This window comes from Ralstonia psammae (assembly GCF_958405935.1).
Taxonomy (GTDB): Bacteria; Pseudomonadota; Gammaproteobacteria; order Burkholderiales; family Burkholderiaceae; genus Ralstonia; species Ralstonia psammae.
The window spans coordinates 170,237-186,402 of the sequence record NZ_CATZBU010000004.1; the positions used below are offsets into that span (position 1 = coordinate 170,237).

Consider the following 16,166-nt stretch of genomic DNA (forward strand, 5'->3'; position numbering starts at 1 on the left):
GACGCGGCGTTCCAGCATTGCAACAAGCGAAGGTGCGATCAGCCCTGCTGGCGCTTGCGGTATTCGGCCACCTTGTGGCGGTTGCCGCAGACCGCCATGCTGCACCAGCGGCGCTTGTGCGACTTGGTGCGGTCGTAAAACCATAGCGTGCATTCGGGGTGTTCGCACACGCGCACGAGCTGGAAATCGCCTTCGGCGAGCAGGTGCGCGGCGGCTTCGGCCAGCGGCGCCAGACATTGCTCGACGGAATCCGTTGGGCGCAGGCGCTCGACACGCGGGGTGCCGTTTTCCCACACCAACACCGGATGGCTCGGCGCCTGGCGCAGGAACACGTTGAGCGCATCGGCGCTGGCCGCCCGGCCCGTCTTGCGTGCCTCCACCAATGTGCGAATCACTTCGCGCAGGTGCCGCGCCACGGCCAGCAGCACGCCAGGCGGATAGCGGCCTGCCACCGGCTCAGCGAGCCAGCCGGCGCGCACCAGCCAATCGGAGACATCGATGTCGTTCTGCCAGAAATCGTGCGGCTGGCCGTTGACGTTGGCCACGGTGTTGAGCATGTCCAGCACCGGATCGTCGGCGATCAGCAGGGGCGCATCGGTGGGAGCGGCAGCGGGTGAGGGCATGGCGGTCTGCGAGAAAGCGGATGATTGGAATTGTAACCAATTTAATGAGCTATTCCAGTTACTTGTTGCATGCGCGTCTTGCCGGATTCATCCGGTGAAAAGGCCACCGCATTACCATGTGTCGACCAAGTTCCTTGCCGGAGATGATCATGAGCGCATGGCCCGATGCACGCGTGCTGGAGTTGTTCAATATCGAAGTGCCCATCGTGTTGGGGCCGATGGCTGGTGTGGCCGGCGTGGAGCTGGCGATTGCCGTGGCGCGCGGCGGGGGCCTCGGCTCGCTGCCTTGCGCGATGCTCAGCGTCGAGCAGATCCGCCAGCAGGTCGAGCAGTTCCGGGCGGCCGTGCGCGGCCCCGTCAACCTGAACTTCTTCTGCCACACGCCGCCGCAGCCGGACCCCGAGCGGGATGCCAAATGGCGTGCCCATCTGGCGCCGTACTACGCAGAGTTCGGTATCGACCTGAACGCGCAAGCGCCGGCCGCAAACCGCGCGCCGTTTGACGAGACCACCTGCGCGCTGGTGGAGGAGTTGAAGCCGGAGGTGGTGAGCTTCCACTTCGGTCTGCCGGCGCCGGGGTTGCAGGCCCGCGTGAAGGCCGCGGGGGCAAAGGTCATCTCTGCCGCCACCACGGTGGAAGAGGCGCGCTGGCTGGAAGCGCGCGGCGTGGACGCCATCATCGCCATGGGCAACGAGGCGGGCGGCCATCGCGGCATGTTCCTTGCCAAGACGATCGAATCGCAGGTCGGCACGTTCGCGCTGGTGCCGCAGGTGGCGGATGCGGTGAAGGTACCGATCATTGCCGCCGGCGGCATTGGCGATGCGCGTGGGGTGGTGGCGGCGTTGGCGCTGGGGGCATCGGCGGTGCAGATCGGCACAGCCTACATGCTGTCGCCGGAGGCCAAGACATCGGCCATCCATCGCGCGGCGCTCAAGCAGGCAACCGATGCCGACACTGCACTCACCAATCTGTTCACCGGCCGCCCGGCGCGCGGCATCGTCAACCGGCTGATGCGTGAGATCGGCCCGATGAGCCCATTGGCCCCGGCCTTCCCCACGGCCGGTGGTGCATTGGCGCCGCTGCGTGCCAAGACGGAGCCGACCGGCTCGGGCGATTTCATCAACCTGTGGTCAGGCCAAGCCGGCCGGCTGGCCACGGAAGACTCGGCTGAAGCCATCACGCGGCGCATCGCCGCGCAGGCGCTCGAACGGCTCACCTGAGTTTTCCTGCTGCATCGTTTCCCGCGCGGGCACGCCAGACGGCGTGCCCGTTTTTATTTGGCATCACAAATCGGCATGCGAGCGATGGGAAAATTTCATGTAACTTGCAAAATAGTATTTCAAAGGTTACGATGGTTTCGCTGCCCATTCCCGAAACCCTCTCCGGAGCCTTGCCATGAACGCCCCTGCCCGAGCCGCTGATCTGGTTGTCGATGCGTATGCCCCCACTGCTGTGCGCCACCGCACGGTGGAGGTCGAAGGCGTGCGCGTGTTTTATCGGGAGGCGGGCCCAGCCGATGCGCCGGCCGTGCTGTTGCTGCACGGCTTTCCGAGCGCGTCGCACATGTTCCGCAACCTGATCCCGCAGTTGGCTGAGCGCTATCACGTGGTGGCGCCAGACTTTCCCGGCTTTGGCTTGACGCACGTGCCGAGCGGTTTCCGCTACACCTTCGACAACCTCGCGCGCGTGGCGGACGGCTTTACGCGGGCGATTGGCCTCTCGCGGTACGCGATCTACGTGTTCGACTACGGCGCGCCGGTCGGCTGGCGCCTGGCGATGGCGCATCCGGAGCGCATCAGCGCCATCGTCACGCAGAACGGCAATGGCTATGAGGAGGGGCTGGGTGAAGGTCCGTGGGCGCCGATCAAGGCTTATTGGGACAACCCGGACGAAGCGCATCGCCGCGCGCTGCATCCGATCGTTTCGGACGAGATGACGCAGTGGCAATACCTGGACGGCGTGCCGGACCCGACGCGCGTGGCGCCGGATGGCTATCTTCTCGATCAATACTTCCTGAGCCGACCGGGGCAGCTCGACATCCAGATGGATCTGTTCCTGGATTACGCCAGCAACGTGGCGCTGTATCCGGCGCTGCACGCGTACTTCCGCGCGCACCGCCCGCCGCTGCTGGCAGTGTGGGGACGCAATGACACCATCTTCATTCCGCCCGGCGCGCAGGCCTTCCAGCGCGACCTGCCGGATGCCGAGGTGCACTTTGTCGACAGCGGCCACTTTGCGCTGGAGACGCACCACGCGGAAATTGGCGCACGCATGCTCGACTTTCTCGGCCGTGTGATGAAGTAACGCGCGGGTTCAAGTCATCGGTTGCATGGTGGCTTCCGCGGCAAAGCGCTCGCGCAGGAACGCCACCAGCGCCTTCACCGAAGGCGGCACGCCTGCACGCGACGGATAGAGTGCGTGCAGGTCGGCCGGCTCGGGTGTCCAGCCTGGCAGCACGGTACGCAGGCCGCCACTGGCAAGCGCCGCATGACAGCAATGCTGCGGCAGGATGGCCAGGCCGAGACCCGCGATGGCAGCTTCGCGCAGGGCGATGATGTTGTCGCTGGCAAAGCGCGGGCGAATCGGCAGCGCCAGCCGATGGCCACGCGTGTCCTGCAATACCCAATCGCGGCTGCGTGTGAGCGAGCCTTGCCCCAGGCAGGGGAAGTCTTCCAGCGCGGCGGGCGTGTCGGGTTCCCCCACACGTGCAATCAACGCGGGACTGGCCACCAGCACGCGCGGCGAGACAGCCAGATGCCGCGCCACCACATCGCGCGAGGGCAGCGGCCCCGTGGCCGCGCGGATGGCCACGTCTATGCGCTGCTCGATCAGGTCAACGTACGTGTTGGACAGGTCCAGCTCGATGCGCAGCTTCGGATGCGCATCGGCAAATTCGGCGAGCCAACCGGCCACCAGTGTTTCCGCCAGCAAAGGCGACGTGCCGACGCGCAGCACGCCGGCCGGTTCGCTGCGCGCCGCACCGGCCAGCGCTTCAATGGCCGCCGACGCATCGGCCATGTCGCGCGCATGCCGATACACCGCCTCGCCAACGGGCGTCACCGATACGCGATGGCTTGAGCGCTGCAGCAGCCGCGTGCCGAGCTGCACCTCCAGCTCGGCAATGCGCCGGCTCAGCCGTGACTTGGGAATGCCCGTGGCGCGCTCGGCGGCGGAAAAGCCACCGGCTTCCACTACGCGCGTGAAGAGGTACAGGTCGTCGAAGCGCTTCATGTTGGTACGGGGTTGCGGTCGAACCGCATTGAAGCATAGGCGCAGGCCGAACACGCTCGCCGGCCAAAGGTCGGCGCTGTACAGTGTCGCTGGGCCGGTCTGCACGCATCGGAATACCGTGTAGACCGCATTGGAGTCTGGCAAGCCTGCGCCCCTGGCGCGGGGCATCAATGCAAGGAGAGAGCATGGACAGGCAGGGCACGCAAACGCAGGGGATGTCCCGCGATCGGCTGGAACGGGTCGAGCGCTTCATCGATGAGGCCTACATTGCAACCGGCAAGCTGCCCGGCGCGCTCGTCCAGGTGTGGCGGCGCGGCGAGCTGGCTTTGAACTCCGTGCTGGGCCTGGCCGACCGTGAGCGCCAGGTGCCGCTGGCCGAAGATTCGATCTTCCGCATCTACTCCATGACGAAGCCGATCACGTCGGTGGCGTTCATGATGCTGGTGGAGGAATGCAAGGTCGCACTGGACGATCCGGTGAGCAAATACATCCCCGCGTGGGAACACCTGGGTGTGCACGCCGGCGGCTTCATGGAAGGTTTCCAGTCGCGCCCGGTCAAACGCCCGATGCGCATGGTCGACCTGCTGCGTCACACCTCGGGCCTGACCTATGGCTTCCACCAGAACACCAATGTCGATGCAGCGTATCGTCGGCTGAAGCTGGGCGATATCGCCACCGATGGCACGCTCGACGAGATGATCGAGAAGCTGGCCAGCGTGCCGCTGGAGTTCTCGCCGGGCGAAGCGTGGAACTACTCCGTTTCCACCGACGTGCTGGGCTACCTCGTCGGCAAGATCAGCGGCATGCCGTTCGAGACGTTCCTGAAGGAGCGGATTTTCGACCCGCTGGGCATGATCGACACGGCCTTCCATGTGCCGCAGGAGAAAGCGTCGCGCTTCTGTGCGTGCTATGCCGTGGGGGCGCTTGGCTCGAACGTGGTGTCCGATCGTGGGCCGGCCCTGCAGGATGATCCGCGCACCAGCCCTTACCTGAAGCCGCCCAGCTTTGTTTCCGGTGGCGGCGGTTTGGTTTCTACCGCGGCGGACTACCTGCGTTTTTCGCGCATGCTGCTGCAGGGCGGCGAGCTGGAAGGCGTGCGCCTGCTGGCGCCGAAAACGCTGGCGCTGATGACCGTCAACCATTTGCCGGGCGGGGCCGACATATCGAGCATGTCGCCACGTTCGATGTTCAGCGAGGCGGCCTACGATGGCGTCGGATTCGGGCTGGGCTTCGCGACCACGATCTCGCAGGCGGCCACGTTGATTCCCGGCAGCACGGGCGATTTCTTCTGGGGCGGGGCGGCCGGGACCTTCTTCTGGGTGGACCCGCAGGAAGACCTCATCGGCCTGTTCCTGACCCAGGTGCTGCCGTCGTCCGCCTACCCAGTGCGCCGGCAATTGCGCACGCTCGTCTATAGCGCGATCACGGACGTGGGCGGCGCTGCGCGTTGAGTGTCAGGGCGGCGGAGCCTGCCGCACCGCGGCCTGACACCGCATCGATTAAGCGCCGATCAAGCGCCGATCAGACGTCGAACCGAACGCCCTGTGCCAGCGGCAGCGCGCCGCTGTAGTTGACGGTGTTGGTGGCACGGCGCATGTAGCCCTTCCACGCGTCCGAGCCGGATTCCCGGCCGCCGCCGGTTTCCTTCTCTCCGCCGAATGCGCCCCCGATCTCGGCGCCCGATGTGCCGATGTTGACGTTGGCGATGCCGCAGTCGCTGCCCGCCGACGACATGAAGCGCTCGGCATCGCTCAGGTTTGCCGTGAAGATGGCAGACGACAGGCCCTGCGGCACGCCGTTCTGGATGGCGATGGCCTGCTCGGTGTCGCCGTCGTACATCACGACATAGAGGATGGGTGCGAAGGTCTCGCTTTCCATCACCTTCGTCGGCTCCGGCATCTTGACCAGCGCGGGGCGCACGTACCAGGCGTCAGCACCCAGGTCTTCACGCACGCGCTCGCCACCCAGGACGTTGCCACCTTCGGCGCGGGCCTGCGCCAGCGCCTGTTGCATGCCGTCGAAGGCAGCCTGGTCGATCAACGGGCCGACCAGCGTGCCATCGGCCAGCGGGTCGCCAATGGCAATGCTCTGGTAGATCTTTTCCAGGCGGCCCAGGAGCGTGTCGGCCACCGAGCGGTGCACGATCAGGCGGCGCAACGACGTGCAGCGTTGGCCTGCCGTGCCGACAGCGGCAAAGGTGATGGCGCGCGCCGCCAGTTCCAGATCTGCCGAAGGCGTGACGATCATCGCGTTGTTGCCGCCCAGCTCCAGGATCGAGCGGCCGAAGCGTTCCGCTACCTTCACGCCCACCTGGCGGCCCATCCGGGTCGAGCCCGTGGCGCTGACCACCGGCACAAGGTGGCTGGCCACCAGCGCTTCTCCCACGTCGCGCCCGCCGATCAGCAGTTGGCTCAGGCCGGCAGGAATGGCGCCCGGCTTTTCTGCATTGAACGCGTCGATCACCTGCTGCATCAGGTGCTGGCAAGCAATGGCGGTGAGCGGCGTCTTCTCCGACGGCTTCCACACGATGGCATTGCCGCACACCAGGGCGAGCGCAGCGTTCCACGACCACACCGCCACCGGAAAGTTGAACGCCGAGATGATGCCCACCACCCCCATCGGGTGCCAGGTTTCCATCATGCGGTGCCCAGGGCGCTCGCTGGCGATCGTCAGGCCATGCAGTTGGCGAGACAGGCCCACGGCGAAGTCGCAGATGTCGATCATCTCCTGCACTTCGCCCAGGCCTTCGGAGGCGATCTTGCCCGCCTCCAGCGACACCAGTTCGCCAAGCGCCGCCTTGTGCGTGCGCAGTACCTCGCCCAGGCGGCGTACCAGTTCGCCGCGCACGGGTGCCGGCACGGTACGCCACGCCAGATACGCCTGATGTGCGCTCTGGATGGCAGCCTCGGCCTGGCTGGCGGTATGCGATTTCACGGTCGCCAATACCGCGCCATCGCGCGGGGCGCGGCTCGTCCAGTCCGTGCCTTCGTAGGCCTTCAGGTCCAGGCCCAGGGCCTTCAGGACGGTCTGCAATCGTGTTCGGGAATCTGACATGGCGCGAATCCTTGCTCTTCTCTCGTGTTCAATCGAAAAACTGTTGCGTTGCAGTGGTGCTCAACGCTCGACGATGCGGTTCCAGCGCTTGCTCCACTCGGGGCGCTCGGCGTTGATCACGTCCCAGTCCAGGGCAACGGCCGTCTTGAGAATGCCGTTCATCTTGTTCTGCTCGTCCGCCGCCTTGCCCTTGAGCGGCGCCTTGGGGTTGACTGGATTGTAGGAGCCGTTTTCCATGGCGAGCGCCTGTGCCTCGGGGCTGATCAGGTAGTCCGCGAGCTTTTGCGCCAGCTCGGCATCCGGGTTGTTGGCCAGCACGCACTGCGCCGTCAGCAGAACGACCGCGCCTTCCTTGGGTGCGACGAATTCCATGGGGATGCCCTTGGACTTCATCAGCTCCACCTGCGTGAGCGTGTAGGGGAACAACGCTGCATCACCGGCCTGCATCATTTCCACCACCTTCGACGAGTTGGGGATGTACTCGACCACGTTCGGGCCAATGGTGGTGGGCCATGCCTTGAAGGCCGGGTCGACGTTCTTTTCCGTGCCGCCCTTGAGCCGGTTGAACATCAGGAAGGCGTCCAGGCCGAACGACGAAGCCGGCATGGATTGCACGACCACCTTGCCCTTGTATTTCGGGTCGGCCAGATCGCCCCACGAGGTGGGCGGCGCCCAGCCCTTGTCGGCAAAGATCTTGGTGCTGTAGGCCAGGCCAGTCAGCCCCATCGACAGGCCCACCGCGTAGTCCCCCTTGAGGTGGGCAATGGCGGGCACGGCCGACAGGTTGGCCGAAGGCTTGAGCTTTTCGCACAGTCCCATGCCGATGGCGCGGAACATGACGCCGTCATCCAGCGTCATCACGTGCATCTGCGCTTTGCCTTTGGTTGCCTGCGCCTTGGCCAGGATGTCGGTCGAGGTGCCGGGTACGACGACGACCTTGACGTTGTTGGCCTTCTCGAACGGCGGGAACACGAACTGCGTGTAGGTGCGCTCCATGTTGCCGCCGTTCATGCCGATGTACAGCGTCTTGGTTTCGGCGTGGGCAGTGCTGGCGGCGAGCAGCGCAGTACCGGCAGCCGCAGCAATGAAGGACGTGAACGATGTTTTCGCGTGTTTCACAAGCATGGTGGTCTCCTGGGGCATCAAGTGCATCAAGCTGCGGGTGGCAGAAAGCGTTGGATGGAAAAGGGTTCGATCGGTGTGGTGGTGCGGCCTTCGGCAATCAGCTCGGCCATGACGTCGCCAACGCCCGGCCCAAGCTGGAAGCCGGCGCCGGCAAAGCCGAAGGCGTGGAACAGGCCGGGGCGGCGCGCACTGGGGCCAATCACGGGTTGGTCGTCGGGCAGGTTGCCTTCCGTGCCGCTCCAGGTGCGGATGATGTGGGCGCCCGTGAGTTGCGGCAGCAGTGCGGCCAATTGCGGTAACTGGCGCAGGATGGCTACGTGCGATGAGCGTGCGCGCTGGTCGTCCAGCACGTAGCCGCGCCCGCCACCGAACACCACATTGCCGCGCCGCACCTGGCGGCAGTAGATGCCGCCGCCTTCCACCCCGAGGCTCCAGGGCAGGAAGAACGGTAGCGGCTCAGTCACGCCCATGGTGGGCGGGATCGTGAACATGGGCACGGGCTCGCCCCATTGCGCCGCAAACTGCGCTGCCCAGGCACCGGCGCAGTTGACCAGCGCGGAGGCTTTGACTTCCAGGTCGCGGTCATGTTGGCGTGCATGGATGACGAAGCGCGCGCCATCGTGCTCGACCGACTGCACCGGCGCGTGCTCGCGCACATCGGCGCCGGCGGCCTGCGCGGCGCGGGCAAATGCGGGCGACAGCAGACGCGGATTGGCCTGCCCGTCTTCCGGGCACAGCGAGCCGCCGACGATCTGATCGCCGCCCATCGGAAAGTACTTTTGCAGCGCAGCCCGGCCTTCGATGAGCTGCAACCCGAGGCCAAAGCCTTCGCTGCGCGCAGCGTAGCCGGCCAGCGATTCCATGTCGGCCACGCTGCGGGCGATCTTGAAGTGCCCGCTGCGCTCGTACTCGGCCTCGGTGCCGATCAGCTCGGTCAGGCGCCCCCAGATCTGGTGAGCGCGCTGGGCCAGCGGCAACTGCTGGATGGGGCGCCCCTGGCGTCGCACACCGCCAAAATTGACGCCGCTGGAGCGCGAGCCACACAGGTCGCGCTCGAGCAGGGTGACGGTCAGCCCGCGCTGGCGCAGGAACAGGGCGGTGGCGCTGCCCATGATGCCGCCGCCGATGATGGCCACGTCACACGCCAGTTGCTCACGCATGGTGGTCCTCCGGCTCCGTCACCTCGGTCACATCCACCGGCAGCGGCTTGATCGGGGCCTGACCGCGCAGTCGGCCTACCTGTGCCAGCGGAACCGACTGCGCGTGCGCCAGAATTTCCGCGGCCGCCGCGCCGCACATCCGACCCTGGCAGCGGCCCATGCCCACGCGGCACAGCGCCTTCAGCCGGTTCAGCTCATGCACGCCGCATTCGGCTGCCGTCTGGCGCAGGGTGCCCGCCGTGACGTTTTCGCAGCGGCATACCACCAGATCGTCGCTGGCGTGCGCGGCCCAATCTTCGGGAAAGGGGAAGGCAACTTCCAGCGCGTGGCGGAACCGCTCGATCTTCTGCAGGCGCTGATGCAGCGCAGGCACGCGATGGGTGTCGACCGTGATTTGCCGATCCTGCAACAGTGCCAGCGCCGCCAATTCGCCGGAGTACTCGGCTGCGTCGGCGCCCATGATGCCCGCGCCATCGCCCGCCAGATACACGCCCGCGACCGAACTGCGCCGCATGGCATCGATGCGCGGTACATGGCAGCGGTGCAGCACTGAAAACTCGAACGCGCAGCCCAGCAGATCGGCCAGCTGTGTCTCAGGCCGCAGGGCGTAACCCATGCCCACAGCGGAGCATGCAGTGTGCTGTTCGCGGCCGGCGCTGTCTTGCCACACGAGTTGCCCTACGCCCGCATCGCCTTCGGCGCGCAGCAACCGCACGCCATGGTGCATGGGGATATCGTGCAGCTTGAGCCACGCGACCAGCGCCATACCCTTGGCCATGACGGCAGGCTGGCCCAGCATGGCCGGTGCCGCCTTGTAGCGCGCGGTGGCAGGCGCGGTGTCGAGCACCGCCACGACATTCGCACCGGCCTTGGCGTACTGGCAGGCCACCAGATACAGCAGAGGGCCGGTGCCGGCAAACACGACGGCCTCGCCAATCGCACAGCCCTGATATTTGAGCGCGACTTGCGCGCCGCCCAGCGTGTAGACGCCCGGCAGTGTCCAGCCCGGGATCGGCAGCACGCGGTCGGTGGCGCCGGTGGCGACGATCACATCGCGCCAGGGCAGGCTGCTGACCTCGCGCGTGGGCACATGCAACAGGTCGAGCAGATCCGGCTGGGCATTCCACACCAGGGTTTGCGGACGGTAATCGATCTGCGGCTGGAGTTGGTCGAAGGCGGCATGTACGGCCTGCGCACGCTTGGCTTCGGTGCCGTACAGATCTGCGGCGCTCCGGGTAAAGCCATCGGGTTGGCGGCGATAGATCTGGCCGCCGGCGCGCGGCGCTTCGTCCAGCACGATGGGCTTGAGGCCATGTGCCAGCAGGGTCTGCGCCGCCCGCACGCCTGCCGGCCCGGCACCGATGACGACGGGCTGCAGATCGGCTTGCGACAGTCGTTGCAGAGTGGGGGCTGCTTGCGTCATCACGCGGCTCCCCCGGTGCCGGCCGGTTGCGTGCAGATGTGCATGCCCGGTTCGATCATGGTCTGGCAGGCGCGCAGCGTTTTGCCATTGGCCAGGCGCACCCAGCAGTCCTGGCAAGCGCCCATCAGGCAGAAGCCGGCACGCGGCTGCTGGCTGAATTCGTTGATGCGCAGCTGGCGCGTTTGCATGAGCACCGCTGTCAGGACGGTGTCGCCGGCAAGCGCTTGAGCGGGCTGGCCGTCCAGCACAAAGGCCACCGTGGGGCGATTGCGCTCTTTGAGACGCTGGAGCTGCGCGCGGGCAGATCGATTTGCAGGAGCATTCATCGTGATCTTGGTCTCAATGCTTGCCGATCAGAATCCGGTCCAGGCCGTAGACCTTGTCCAGCAGCAGCATCAGCGCCAGCGTGAGGAAGACGATCAGCGCCGAGACGGCGGCCATCATGGGGTCGAGCGATTCCGTGGCGTACATGTACATGCGTACGGGCAGCGTGACGGTGGCCGGCGACACCACGAAGATGGACATGGTCAGTTCATCAAAGCTGTTGATAAAGGCCAGCAGCCACCCACCCGTGATGCCCGGCAGGATCATCGGCAGCGTCATGCGGCGGAATACCGTCAAGCTGCTGGCGCCCAGCGAATACGCCGCTTGCTCAACCGAGTGGTCAAAGCCCACCAGCGCGGCCATCACCAGCCGCATGGTGTACGGCGTGACGATCAACGCGTGCGCAAAGATCAGCCAGCCGAAGCTGCCTTGCCCGCCCACCAGCGAGAACATGCGCAGCAGCGCCACGCCCAGCACGAGGTGGGGAATGATCAGCGGCGATAGAAACACGCCTTGCAGCATCTGCAACCCCGGCGCGCGGTGGCGGACGATGGCCATGGCTGCCGGCACCGCCAGCGCGGTAGACAGTGTGGCCGCCGCCAAGCCCAGCCACAGGCTGTTCCAGAACGACTGCACGAAGTCGGGGTGATGCAGCACTTGATCGAACCAGCGCAGCGAGAAATGACTGGTCGGCAGCGTGAGCGTTTCTTCCGGCGTGAAGGCGACGATGCACACGATCACCAGCGGCGCCAGCATGAAGGTGATGACGAGTGCGTTGAAGAGGAGCGCGAGGGGTCCGTTCTTTTGCATGTGCGCTCCTTACCCTAACGTCTTCTTGTAGCGGCCTTCGATCATGCGGTTCCAGCCCAGCATGATGACGAGGTTGGCCGCCAGCAGAATCAGCGCAATGGCTGCGCCCAGCGGCCAGTTGAGTTCGTTCAGGTATTCGTCGTAGATGAGCGTGGCGACCATCTTCACGCGGCGCCCGCCCAGCAGCCCCGGAATGGCGAATGAACTGGCCGCCAGCCCGAACACGATCAGGCTGCCCGACAGAATGCCCGGCATGACCTGCGGCAGCACCACGCGGCGCAAGGTGGTGAAGTGCGATGCGGACAATGACAGCGCGGCGTTTTCCACCCACGGGTCGAGCTTTTGCAGCGAGGTCCACACCGGGATCACCATGAACGGCAGCATCACATGCACCAGCGCAATCACCACGGCCGTCTCGTTGTACAGCAGCTTGACCGGGCCGATGCCGACGGCCCGGAACGCGGCGTTGATCAAGCCTTCGGGCCCGAGCAGCATGCTCCAGCCGAATGCGCGCACCACGACCGAGATCAGCAGCGGCGCCAGAATGACCAGCAGAAAGATCGAGCGCCAGGGTTTGCGCATCCGGCTCAGGATGTAGGCTTCGGGCGCGCCGATCAGGATGCACACCAGCGTCACGAGCGCCGAGACGCGCAGCGTGCGCCAGAAGATTTCGTAGTAGTACGGGTCTTGCACCACGTGCAGGTAGTGCGCGAACGTGAAGGTGCCCGCAATGGGGCCCTTGTCGGCATCGAACGCGTTGAACGACAGCATCACGCTCAGCGCGAGCGGCACGAACAGCATCACGGCAAAGAGGGCCAGCGCCGGGCCGGCCATGCTCCATGGCACCCAGATGGGTCTGCGGCTCATGCTGCGTTCCCCTCTGGCCCGATCACGCGCACATAGCGGTCCTGCCAATCCACGCCCACGGCCTGGCCGACCTCGCGCGGGGCATCGCCATCATTGACGGCTGACACCAGCATCTCGCCCAGCGGCGTGTCGACGGTGTACATCCACTGGTTGCCGAGGAAGAAGCGTTCGGTCACGCGGCCTTCGCAGCGGCCGGTGCCGTCGGCGGTGCACGTCATTTTTTCGGGGCGCAGCGCCAGCAAGACCTTGCTGCCCGCCGGCGTGCCGGGCGGCAGCGCCAGCTGCACGGACCCGACCGATGCGCGAAGTTCGCCATCGCTGCCGGACACCACCGCCGCATGCAGCAGATTGGCCTTGCCGACAAACGTGGAGATGAACGCGTTGCGCGGATGCTCGTACACCGCCAGCGGCGTATCGACCTGGGTGATGCGGCCCGCTTCCATGACTACCACGCGATCGCTGATCGACATGGCTTCCGCCTGATCGTGGGTGACCATGATGGTGGTGGTGCCCACCTTGCGCTGGATTTCACGCAGCTCGAACTGCATCTCCTCGCGCAGCTTGGCGTCCAGGTTCGACAGCGGCTCGTCCAGCAGCAGCACCGGCGGCTTGATGACCAGTGCGCGCGCCAGGGCCACGCGCTGGCGCTGGCCGCCCGACAGCTCGCGCGGGTAGCGGTCGATGTGCTTGTCCAGATGCACGAGCGCCAGCGCCTGCATGGCGCGCTCGCGGCGTTCCGCTGCCGGGCACTTGCGCATCTCCAGCCCGAATTCCACGTTCTCGCGCACCGTCATGTGCGGGAACAGCGCGTAGGTCTGGAACACGATCCCCAGGCCGCGCGCGTTGGCCTTGGCACGGGTGATGTCCTTGCCGTCCAGCTCGATCGACCCCTCGGTCACCTCCGCGAAGCCCGCAATCATCTGCAGGGTCGTGGTCTTGCCGCAGCCCGACGGGCCCAGCAGCGAGACGAACTCGCCCTTGTGCACATCCAGGTTGAAGTCTTGAACCACCCGGAGGTCGCCGTACTGCTTGGAGACATGGTTGAGGCGCAGAAAACTCATCGGTCATCCTTTGCGACTGGGGGCGTCGCCAGACGCTGCCATTTGAACAATATGGATATGCTATTGCAACAGGCATGCCAAAACATCGATCAAACCTAGGTGTATACGCTGTAGTTGGAATATTTCTATTATTTATTCCGTTCATCGGAATACAATCGATTAACCCAATTCAGTCTGTTCCAGCTTTATGTCCGTAGATTCCGACGACGACGCGCATCAGCGCAGCGCCATGCACCGCACCTTCCAGATCCTGCGCACCATGGCGGAGCAGCAGCACCAAGGTGTGCGCGTCACCTACCTGGCCAAGACACTGGGTATGACCCCCGCCACCACGCACCGGCTGCTGCAGGGGCTGACGCAAGAAGGCATGGTCGAGCAGGATCAGCAGAACAAGCTGTACCGGCTGAGCCTGGATTTGTTCTGCCTGGCGGCCCAGGCCGGCGCTGTGAACGACTTGCGCTCGGTAGCCCGGCCGGCCCTGCTGCGCCTGAACGCCAGCCTGGGCGACACGGTGCTGCTGCTGGTGCGCTCGGGCTTCGATGCGGTATGCCTGGATCGCGTGGAAGGCCAATACCCGATTCGCACCTTCACGGGCGATGTGGGCGGCCGGATCGAACTCGGGGTGGGCCAGGGCGCGCTGGTGATCCTGGCGCACCTGCCCGAGGCCGAGCAGGAGGAGGTGCTGCGCTACAACCTGCCGCGCATCCGGCACTACAGCGTGTACGACGAGGTGTATCTGCGCTCCGAGGTCAGAAAGGCGCGCGAACTCGGCTACAGCGCCAAGACGGACGGGCTGCTCGAAGGCATGGCAGGCATTGCCGTGCCGGTATTCGATCGCAATGGCAACGTCGTCGCCGCGCTTTCCGTGGGTACGCTCGCCAACCGCCTGAGCGCCGATCGCCTGCCCATCGTGTACGACATGCTGCTGCGCGAGGCCAATCGCCTGAGCACGCAGATCAACCCGTTTGATCCGACGCTGCGCCGCCCCATGCAATCGATGGCCGTGAGCGATACCTATCGCGCCATCTGACCCGGCGATCGTTCGAGCACGCGTCCCGGGTTCAGTAGGCATTGCGGGTCGAGCGCCTGTTTGATGGTGCGCATCAACTGCAGGGCCACCGGCGTCTTGTAGTGGGGAAGGTGGTCGCGCTTGAGCGAGCCGATGCCATGTTCGGCTGAGATCGAACCACCAAAGCGGTGGACGGACTGGTACACCGCATCGCCGATCGCAGCCTCATGCGCGGCAACGAACGCAGCGGCATCCGCCCCCGCCGGAGCTTGCGCGTTGTAGTGCAGGTTCCCATCGCCCAGGTGCCCGAAGTTGATGAGCCGCAGCCCGGGTGCCAGCGCTTGCAACTGCGCATCGGTCTGCGCCACAAAGTCTGGGATGCGCGAGATCGGCACCGAGACGTCGTGCTTGATGTTGGCTCCTTCAGCCGCCTGGGCCAGGGTGATGCTCTCGCGGATGTGCCACAGCTCGTGCGCCTGCCGGATGTTCTCGGCGATGATCGCGTCGGTCACGATGCCGTCTTCCATCGCCGTCTCCAACAGGTGTTCAAACTGCGCTCGGGCGTGCGCCTCGGATTCACTGTCGGACGCTTCCAGCAAGACGCACCACATCGTTTCGCGCCACATCGGCACACGCAGATGGGGGTAGTGCGTGTCGACCAGCCTGAGCCCTTCCTGGCTCATGACCTCAAAGCCGGTGAGCGCGGCCGACAGATGCCGGTGCGACAAGGCCAGCAACGCCGTGGCCGCGTGCAGCGAAGGCACGGCTGCCCACGCCGTCAACTGCGCGGCAGGTTGCGGATACAGACGCAACGTGGCCGCCGTGATGATGCCCAACGTGCCCTCGCTGCCGATGAACAGATTGCGCAGGTCATAGCCGGTGTTGTCCTTGCGCAGGCCTTGCAGGCTGTCCCAGACTTGTCCGTCGGCCAGCACGACTTCCAGCCCGAGGCACAGCTCGCGCGCATTGCCATAGCGCAGCACCTGCGTGCCGCCTGCATTGGTCGCCAGGTTGCCGCCGATGGTGCAACTGCCTTCCGCACCCAGGCTCAGCGGGAACAGCATGCCCGCCTCGCTGGCCACCTCCTGCAGCGACTGGAGCACGCAACCGGCGTCCACCGTCATCGTCATGTTGGCGGCGTCGATGGCGCGCACGGCCTGCATGCGGCGCAGGCTCACGATGACCTGCTCGCCGCTGGCATCGGGCACCGAGCCTTCCACCAGACCCGTATTGCCACCCTGCGGCACGATGGACACGCCGGCATGGGCACACGCCCGCACGATCTCGGTCACTTCTGCCGTGCAGGCGGGCCGCACCACGCACAGCGCCTTGCCGCGCACGCGCTGGCGCCAATCGGATTCGTATTCGGCGCAGTCATCGCCGGTCAACACGTGGGCGGGCCCCACGATGTCGTGCAGGGTCGGGATCAGGGGTTCGGGTGTCATGGCAATTGGCAATGCAGAAACGTGAACGGTGGCG

Annotated in this window: 15 protein-coding genes; 4 read left to right on the plus strand and 11 right to left on the minus strand. The window is 65.7% G+C overall.

Annotation, left to right across the window (positions count from 1 at the left end; all coding sequences use genetic code 11):
- Window positions 1–38 precede the first annotated feature (38 nt).
- The gene (locus R2N16_RS10305; protein WP_316665581.1) at window positions 39–623 is read right to left on the minus strand and encodes a CGNR zinc finger domain-containing protein; all 585 of its coding nucleotides are present in this window, start codon (window positions 621–623) and stop codon (window positions 39–41) included.
- Window positions 624–772: 149 nt separating this feature from the next.
- Between R2N16_RS10305 and R2N16_RS10310 the strand changes: the two genes are divergently transcribed.
- Both R2N16_RS10310 and R2N16_RS10315 read left to right on the plus strand, forming a co-directional pair.
- On the plus strand, window positions 773–1,843 hold the full coding sequence (locus tag R2N16_RS10310) for an NAD(P)H-dependent flavin oxidoreductase (RefSeq protein WP_316665582.1): 1,071 nt from the start codon (window positions 773–775) through the stop codon (window positions 1,841–1,843).
- 175 nt (window positions 1,844–2,018) lie between these two features.
- On the plus strand, window positions 2,019–2,927 hold the full coding sequence (locus R2N16_RS10315; RefSeq protein WP_316665583.1) for an alpha/beta fold hydrolase: 909 nt from the start codon (window positions 2,019–2,021) through the stop codon (window positions 2,925–2,927).
- A 9-nt stretch (window positions 2,928–2,936) separates the two neighbouring features.
- On the opposite strand, the gene R2N16_RS10320 is transcribed toward R2N16_RS10315, so the two are convergent.
- Window positions 2,937–3,854 carry a LysR family transcriptional regulator gene (locus R2N16_RS10320; RefSeq protein ID WP_316665584.1) on the minus strand — a complete coding sequence of 306 codons (918 nt, stop codon included), beginning with the start codon at window positions 3,852–3,854 and terminating at the stop codon, window positions 2,937–2,939.
- A gap of 185 nt (window positions 3,855–4,039) precedes the next feature.
- Between R2N16_RS10320 and R2N16_RS10325 the strand changes: the two genes are divergently transcribed.
- Window positions 4,040–5,305, plus strand: coding sequence for a serine hydrolase domain-containing protein (locus R2N16_RS10325; protein ID WP_316665585.1), 1,266 nt, complete (start codon window positions 4,040–4,042; stop codon window positions 5,303–5,305).
- A 70-nt stretch (window positions 5,306–5,375) separates the two neighbouring features.
- Here R2N16_RS10325 and amaB read toward each other — a convergent pair whose 3' ends face one another.
- Genes amaB through R2N16_RS10365 form a run of 8 tightly spaced genes read right to left on the minus strand, consistent with a single transcriptional unit; the run spans window position 5,376 to window position 13,678 of the window.
- On the minus strand, window positions 5,376–6,908 hold the full coding sequence (gene amaB / locus R2N16_RS10330) for an L-piperidine-6-carboxylate dehydrogenase (RefSeq protein WP_316665586.1): 1,533 nt from the start codon (window positions 6,906–6,908) through the stop codon (window positions 5,376–5,378).
- Window positions 6,909–6,968: 60 nt separating this feature from the next.
- On the minus strand, window positions 6,969–8,033 hold the full coding sequence (locus R2N16_RS10335; protein WP_316665587.1) for an ABC transporter substrate-binding protein: 1,065 nt from the start codon (window positions 8,031–8,033) through the stop codon (window positions 6,969–6,971).
- 26 nt (window positions 8,034–8,059) lie between these two features.
- The gene (locus R2N16_RS10340; RefSeq protein ID WP_316665588.1) at window positions 8,060–9,193 is read right to left on the minus strand and encodes an NAD(P)/FAD-dependent oxidoreductase; all 1,134 of its coding nucleotides are present in this window, start codon (window positions 9,191–9,193) and stop codon (window positions 8,060–8,062) included.
- Window positions 9,186–10,616, minus strand: coding sequence for an FAD/NAD(P)-dependent oxidoreductase (locus R2N16_RS10345; protein WP_316665589.1), 1,431 nt, complete (start codon window positions 10,614–10,616; stop codon window positions 9,186–9,188). Before R2N16_RS10345 ends, R2N16_RS10340 begins: the two co-directional genes overlap by 8 nt.
- On the minus strand, window positions 10,616–10,942 hold the full coding sequence (locus R2N16_RS10350; RefSeq protein ID WP_316665590.1) for a (2Fe-2S)-binding protein: 327 nt from the start codon (window positions 10,940–10,942) through the stop codon (window positions 10,616–10,618). The genes R2N16_RS10345 and R2N16_RS10350 overlap by 1 nt, the downstream gene beginning before the upstream one ends.
- 13 nt (window positions 10,943–10,955) lie before the next feature.
- Window positions 10,956–11,750: an ABC transporter permease gene (locus R2N16_RS10355; RefSeq protein WP_316665591.1), complete on the minus strand. Its 795-nt coding sequence runs from the start codon at window positions 11,748–11,750 to the stop codon at window positions 10,956–10,958.
- Between the two features lie 9 nt (window positions 11,751–11,759).
- Entirely contained in the window at window positions 11,760–12,617 is an 858-nt protein-coding gene (locus tag R2N16_RS10360; RefSeq protein ID WP_316665592.1) for an ABC transporter permease, read from the minus strand.
- Window positions 12,614–13,678, minus strand: coding sequence for an ABC transporter ATP-binding protein (locus R2N16_RS10365; RefSeq protein WP_316665593.1), 1,065 nt, complete (start codon window positions 13,676–13,678; stop codon window positions 12,614–12,616). The genes R2N16_RS10360 and R2N16_RS10365 overlap by 4 nt, the downstream gene beginning before the upstream one ends.
- Before the next feature lie 187 nt (window positions 13,679–13,865).
- Here R2N16_RS10365 and R2N16_RS10370 point away from each other — a divergent pair, with 187 nt between their 5' ends.
- Window positions 13,866–14,708: an IclR family transcriptional regulator gene (locus R2N16_RS10370; RefSeq protein WP_316665594.1), complete on the plus strand. Its 843-nt coding sequence runs from the start codon at window positions 13,866–13,868 to the stop codon at window positions 14,706–14,708.
- On the opposite strand, the gene R2N16_RS10375 is transcribed toward R2N16_RS10370, so the two are convergent.
- The gene (locus R2N16_RS10375) at window positions 14,693–16,132 is read right to left on the minus strand and encodes an FAD-binding oxidoreductase (RefSeq protein WP_316665595.1); all 1,440 of its coding nucleotides are present in this window, start codon (window positions 16,130–16,132) and stop codon (window positions 14,693–14,695) included. The genes R2N16_RS10370 and R2N16_RS10375 overlap by 16 nt on opposite strands.
- Window positions 16,133–16,166: the final 34 nt, after the last annotated feature.

Excerpts from the sequence above, each read along its gene's own strand:
- R2N16_RS10305 (WP_316665581.1), bottom strand. The coding sequence starts at position 623 with ATGCCCTCACCCGCTGCCGCTCCCACCGATGCGCCCCTGCTGATCGCC.
- R2N16_RS10310 (WP_316665582.1), top strand. The coding sequence starts at position 773 with ATGAGCGCATGGCCCGATGCACGCGTGCTGGAGTTGTTCAATATCGAA.
- R2N16_RS10315 (WP_316665583.1), top strand. The coding sequence starts at position 2,019 with ATGAACGCCCCTGCCCGAGCCGCTGATCTGGTTGTCGATGCGTATGCC.
- R2N16_RS10320 (WP_316665584.1), bottom strand. The coding sequence starts at position 3,854 with ATGAAGCGCTTCGACGACCTGTACCTCTTCACGCGCGTAGTGGAAGCC.
- R2N16_RS10325 (WP_316665585.1), top strand. The coding sequence starts at position 4,040 with ATGGACAGGCAGGGCACGCAAACGCAGGGGATGTCCCGCGATCGGCTG.
- amaB (WP_316665586.1), bottom strand. The coding sequence starts at position 6,908 with ATGTCAGATTCCCGAACACGATTGCAGACCGTCCTGAAGGCCCTGGGC.
- R2N16_RS10335 (WP_316665587.1), bottom strand. The coding sequence starts at position 8,033 with ATGCTTGTGAAACACGCGAAAACATCGTTCACGTCCTTCATTGCTGCG.
- R2N16_RS10340 (WP_316665588.1), bottom strand. The coding sequence starts at position 9,193 with ATGCGTGAGCAACTGGCGTGTGACGTGGCCATCATCGGCGGCGGCATC.
- R2N16_RS10345 (WP_316665589.1), bottom strand. The coding sequence starts at position 10,616 with ATGACGCAAGCAGCCCCCACTCTGCAACGACTGTCGCAAGCCGATCTG.
- R2N16_RS10350 (WP_316665590.1), bottom strand. The coding sequence starts at position 10,942 with ATGAATGCTCCTGCAAATCGATCTGCCCGCGCGCAGCTCCAGCGTCTC.
- R2N16_RS10355 (WP_316665591.1), bottom strand. The coding sequence starts at position 11,750 with ATGCAAAAGAACGGACCCCTCGCGCTCCTCTTCAACGCACTCGTCATC.
- R2N16_RS10360 (WP_316665592.1), bottom strand. The coding sequence starts at position 12,617 with ATGAGCCGCAGACCCATCTGGGTGCCATGGAGCATGGCCGGCCCGGCG.
- R2N16_RS10365 (WP_316665593.1), bottom strand. The coding sequence starts at position 13,678 with ATGAGTTTTCTGCGCCTCAACCATGTCTCCAAGCAGTACGGCGACCTC.
- R2N16_RS10370 (WP_316665594.1), top strand. The coding sequence starts at position 13,866 with ATGTCCGTAGATTCCGACGACGACGCGCATCAGCGCAGCGCCATGCAC.
- R2N16_RS10375 (WP_316665595.1), bottom strand. The coding sequence starts at position 16,132 with ATGACACCCGAACCCCTGATCCCGACCCTGCACGACATCGTGGGGCCC.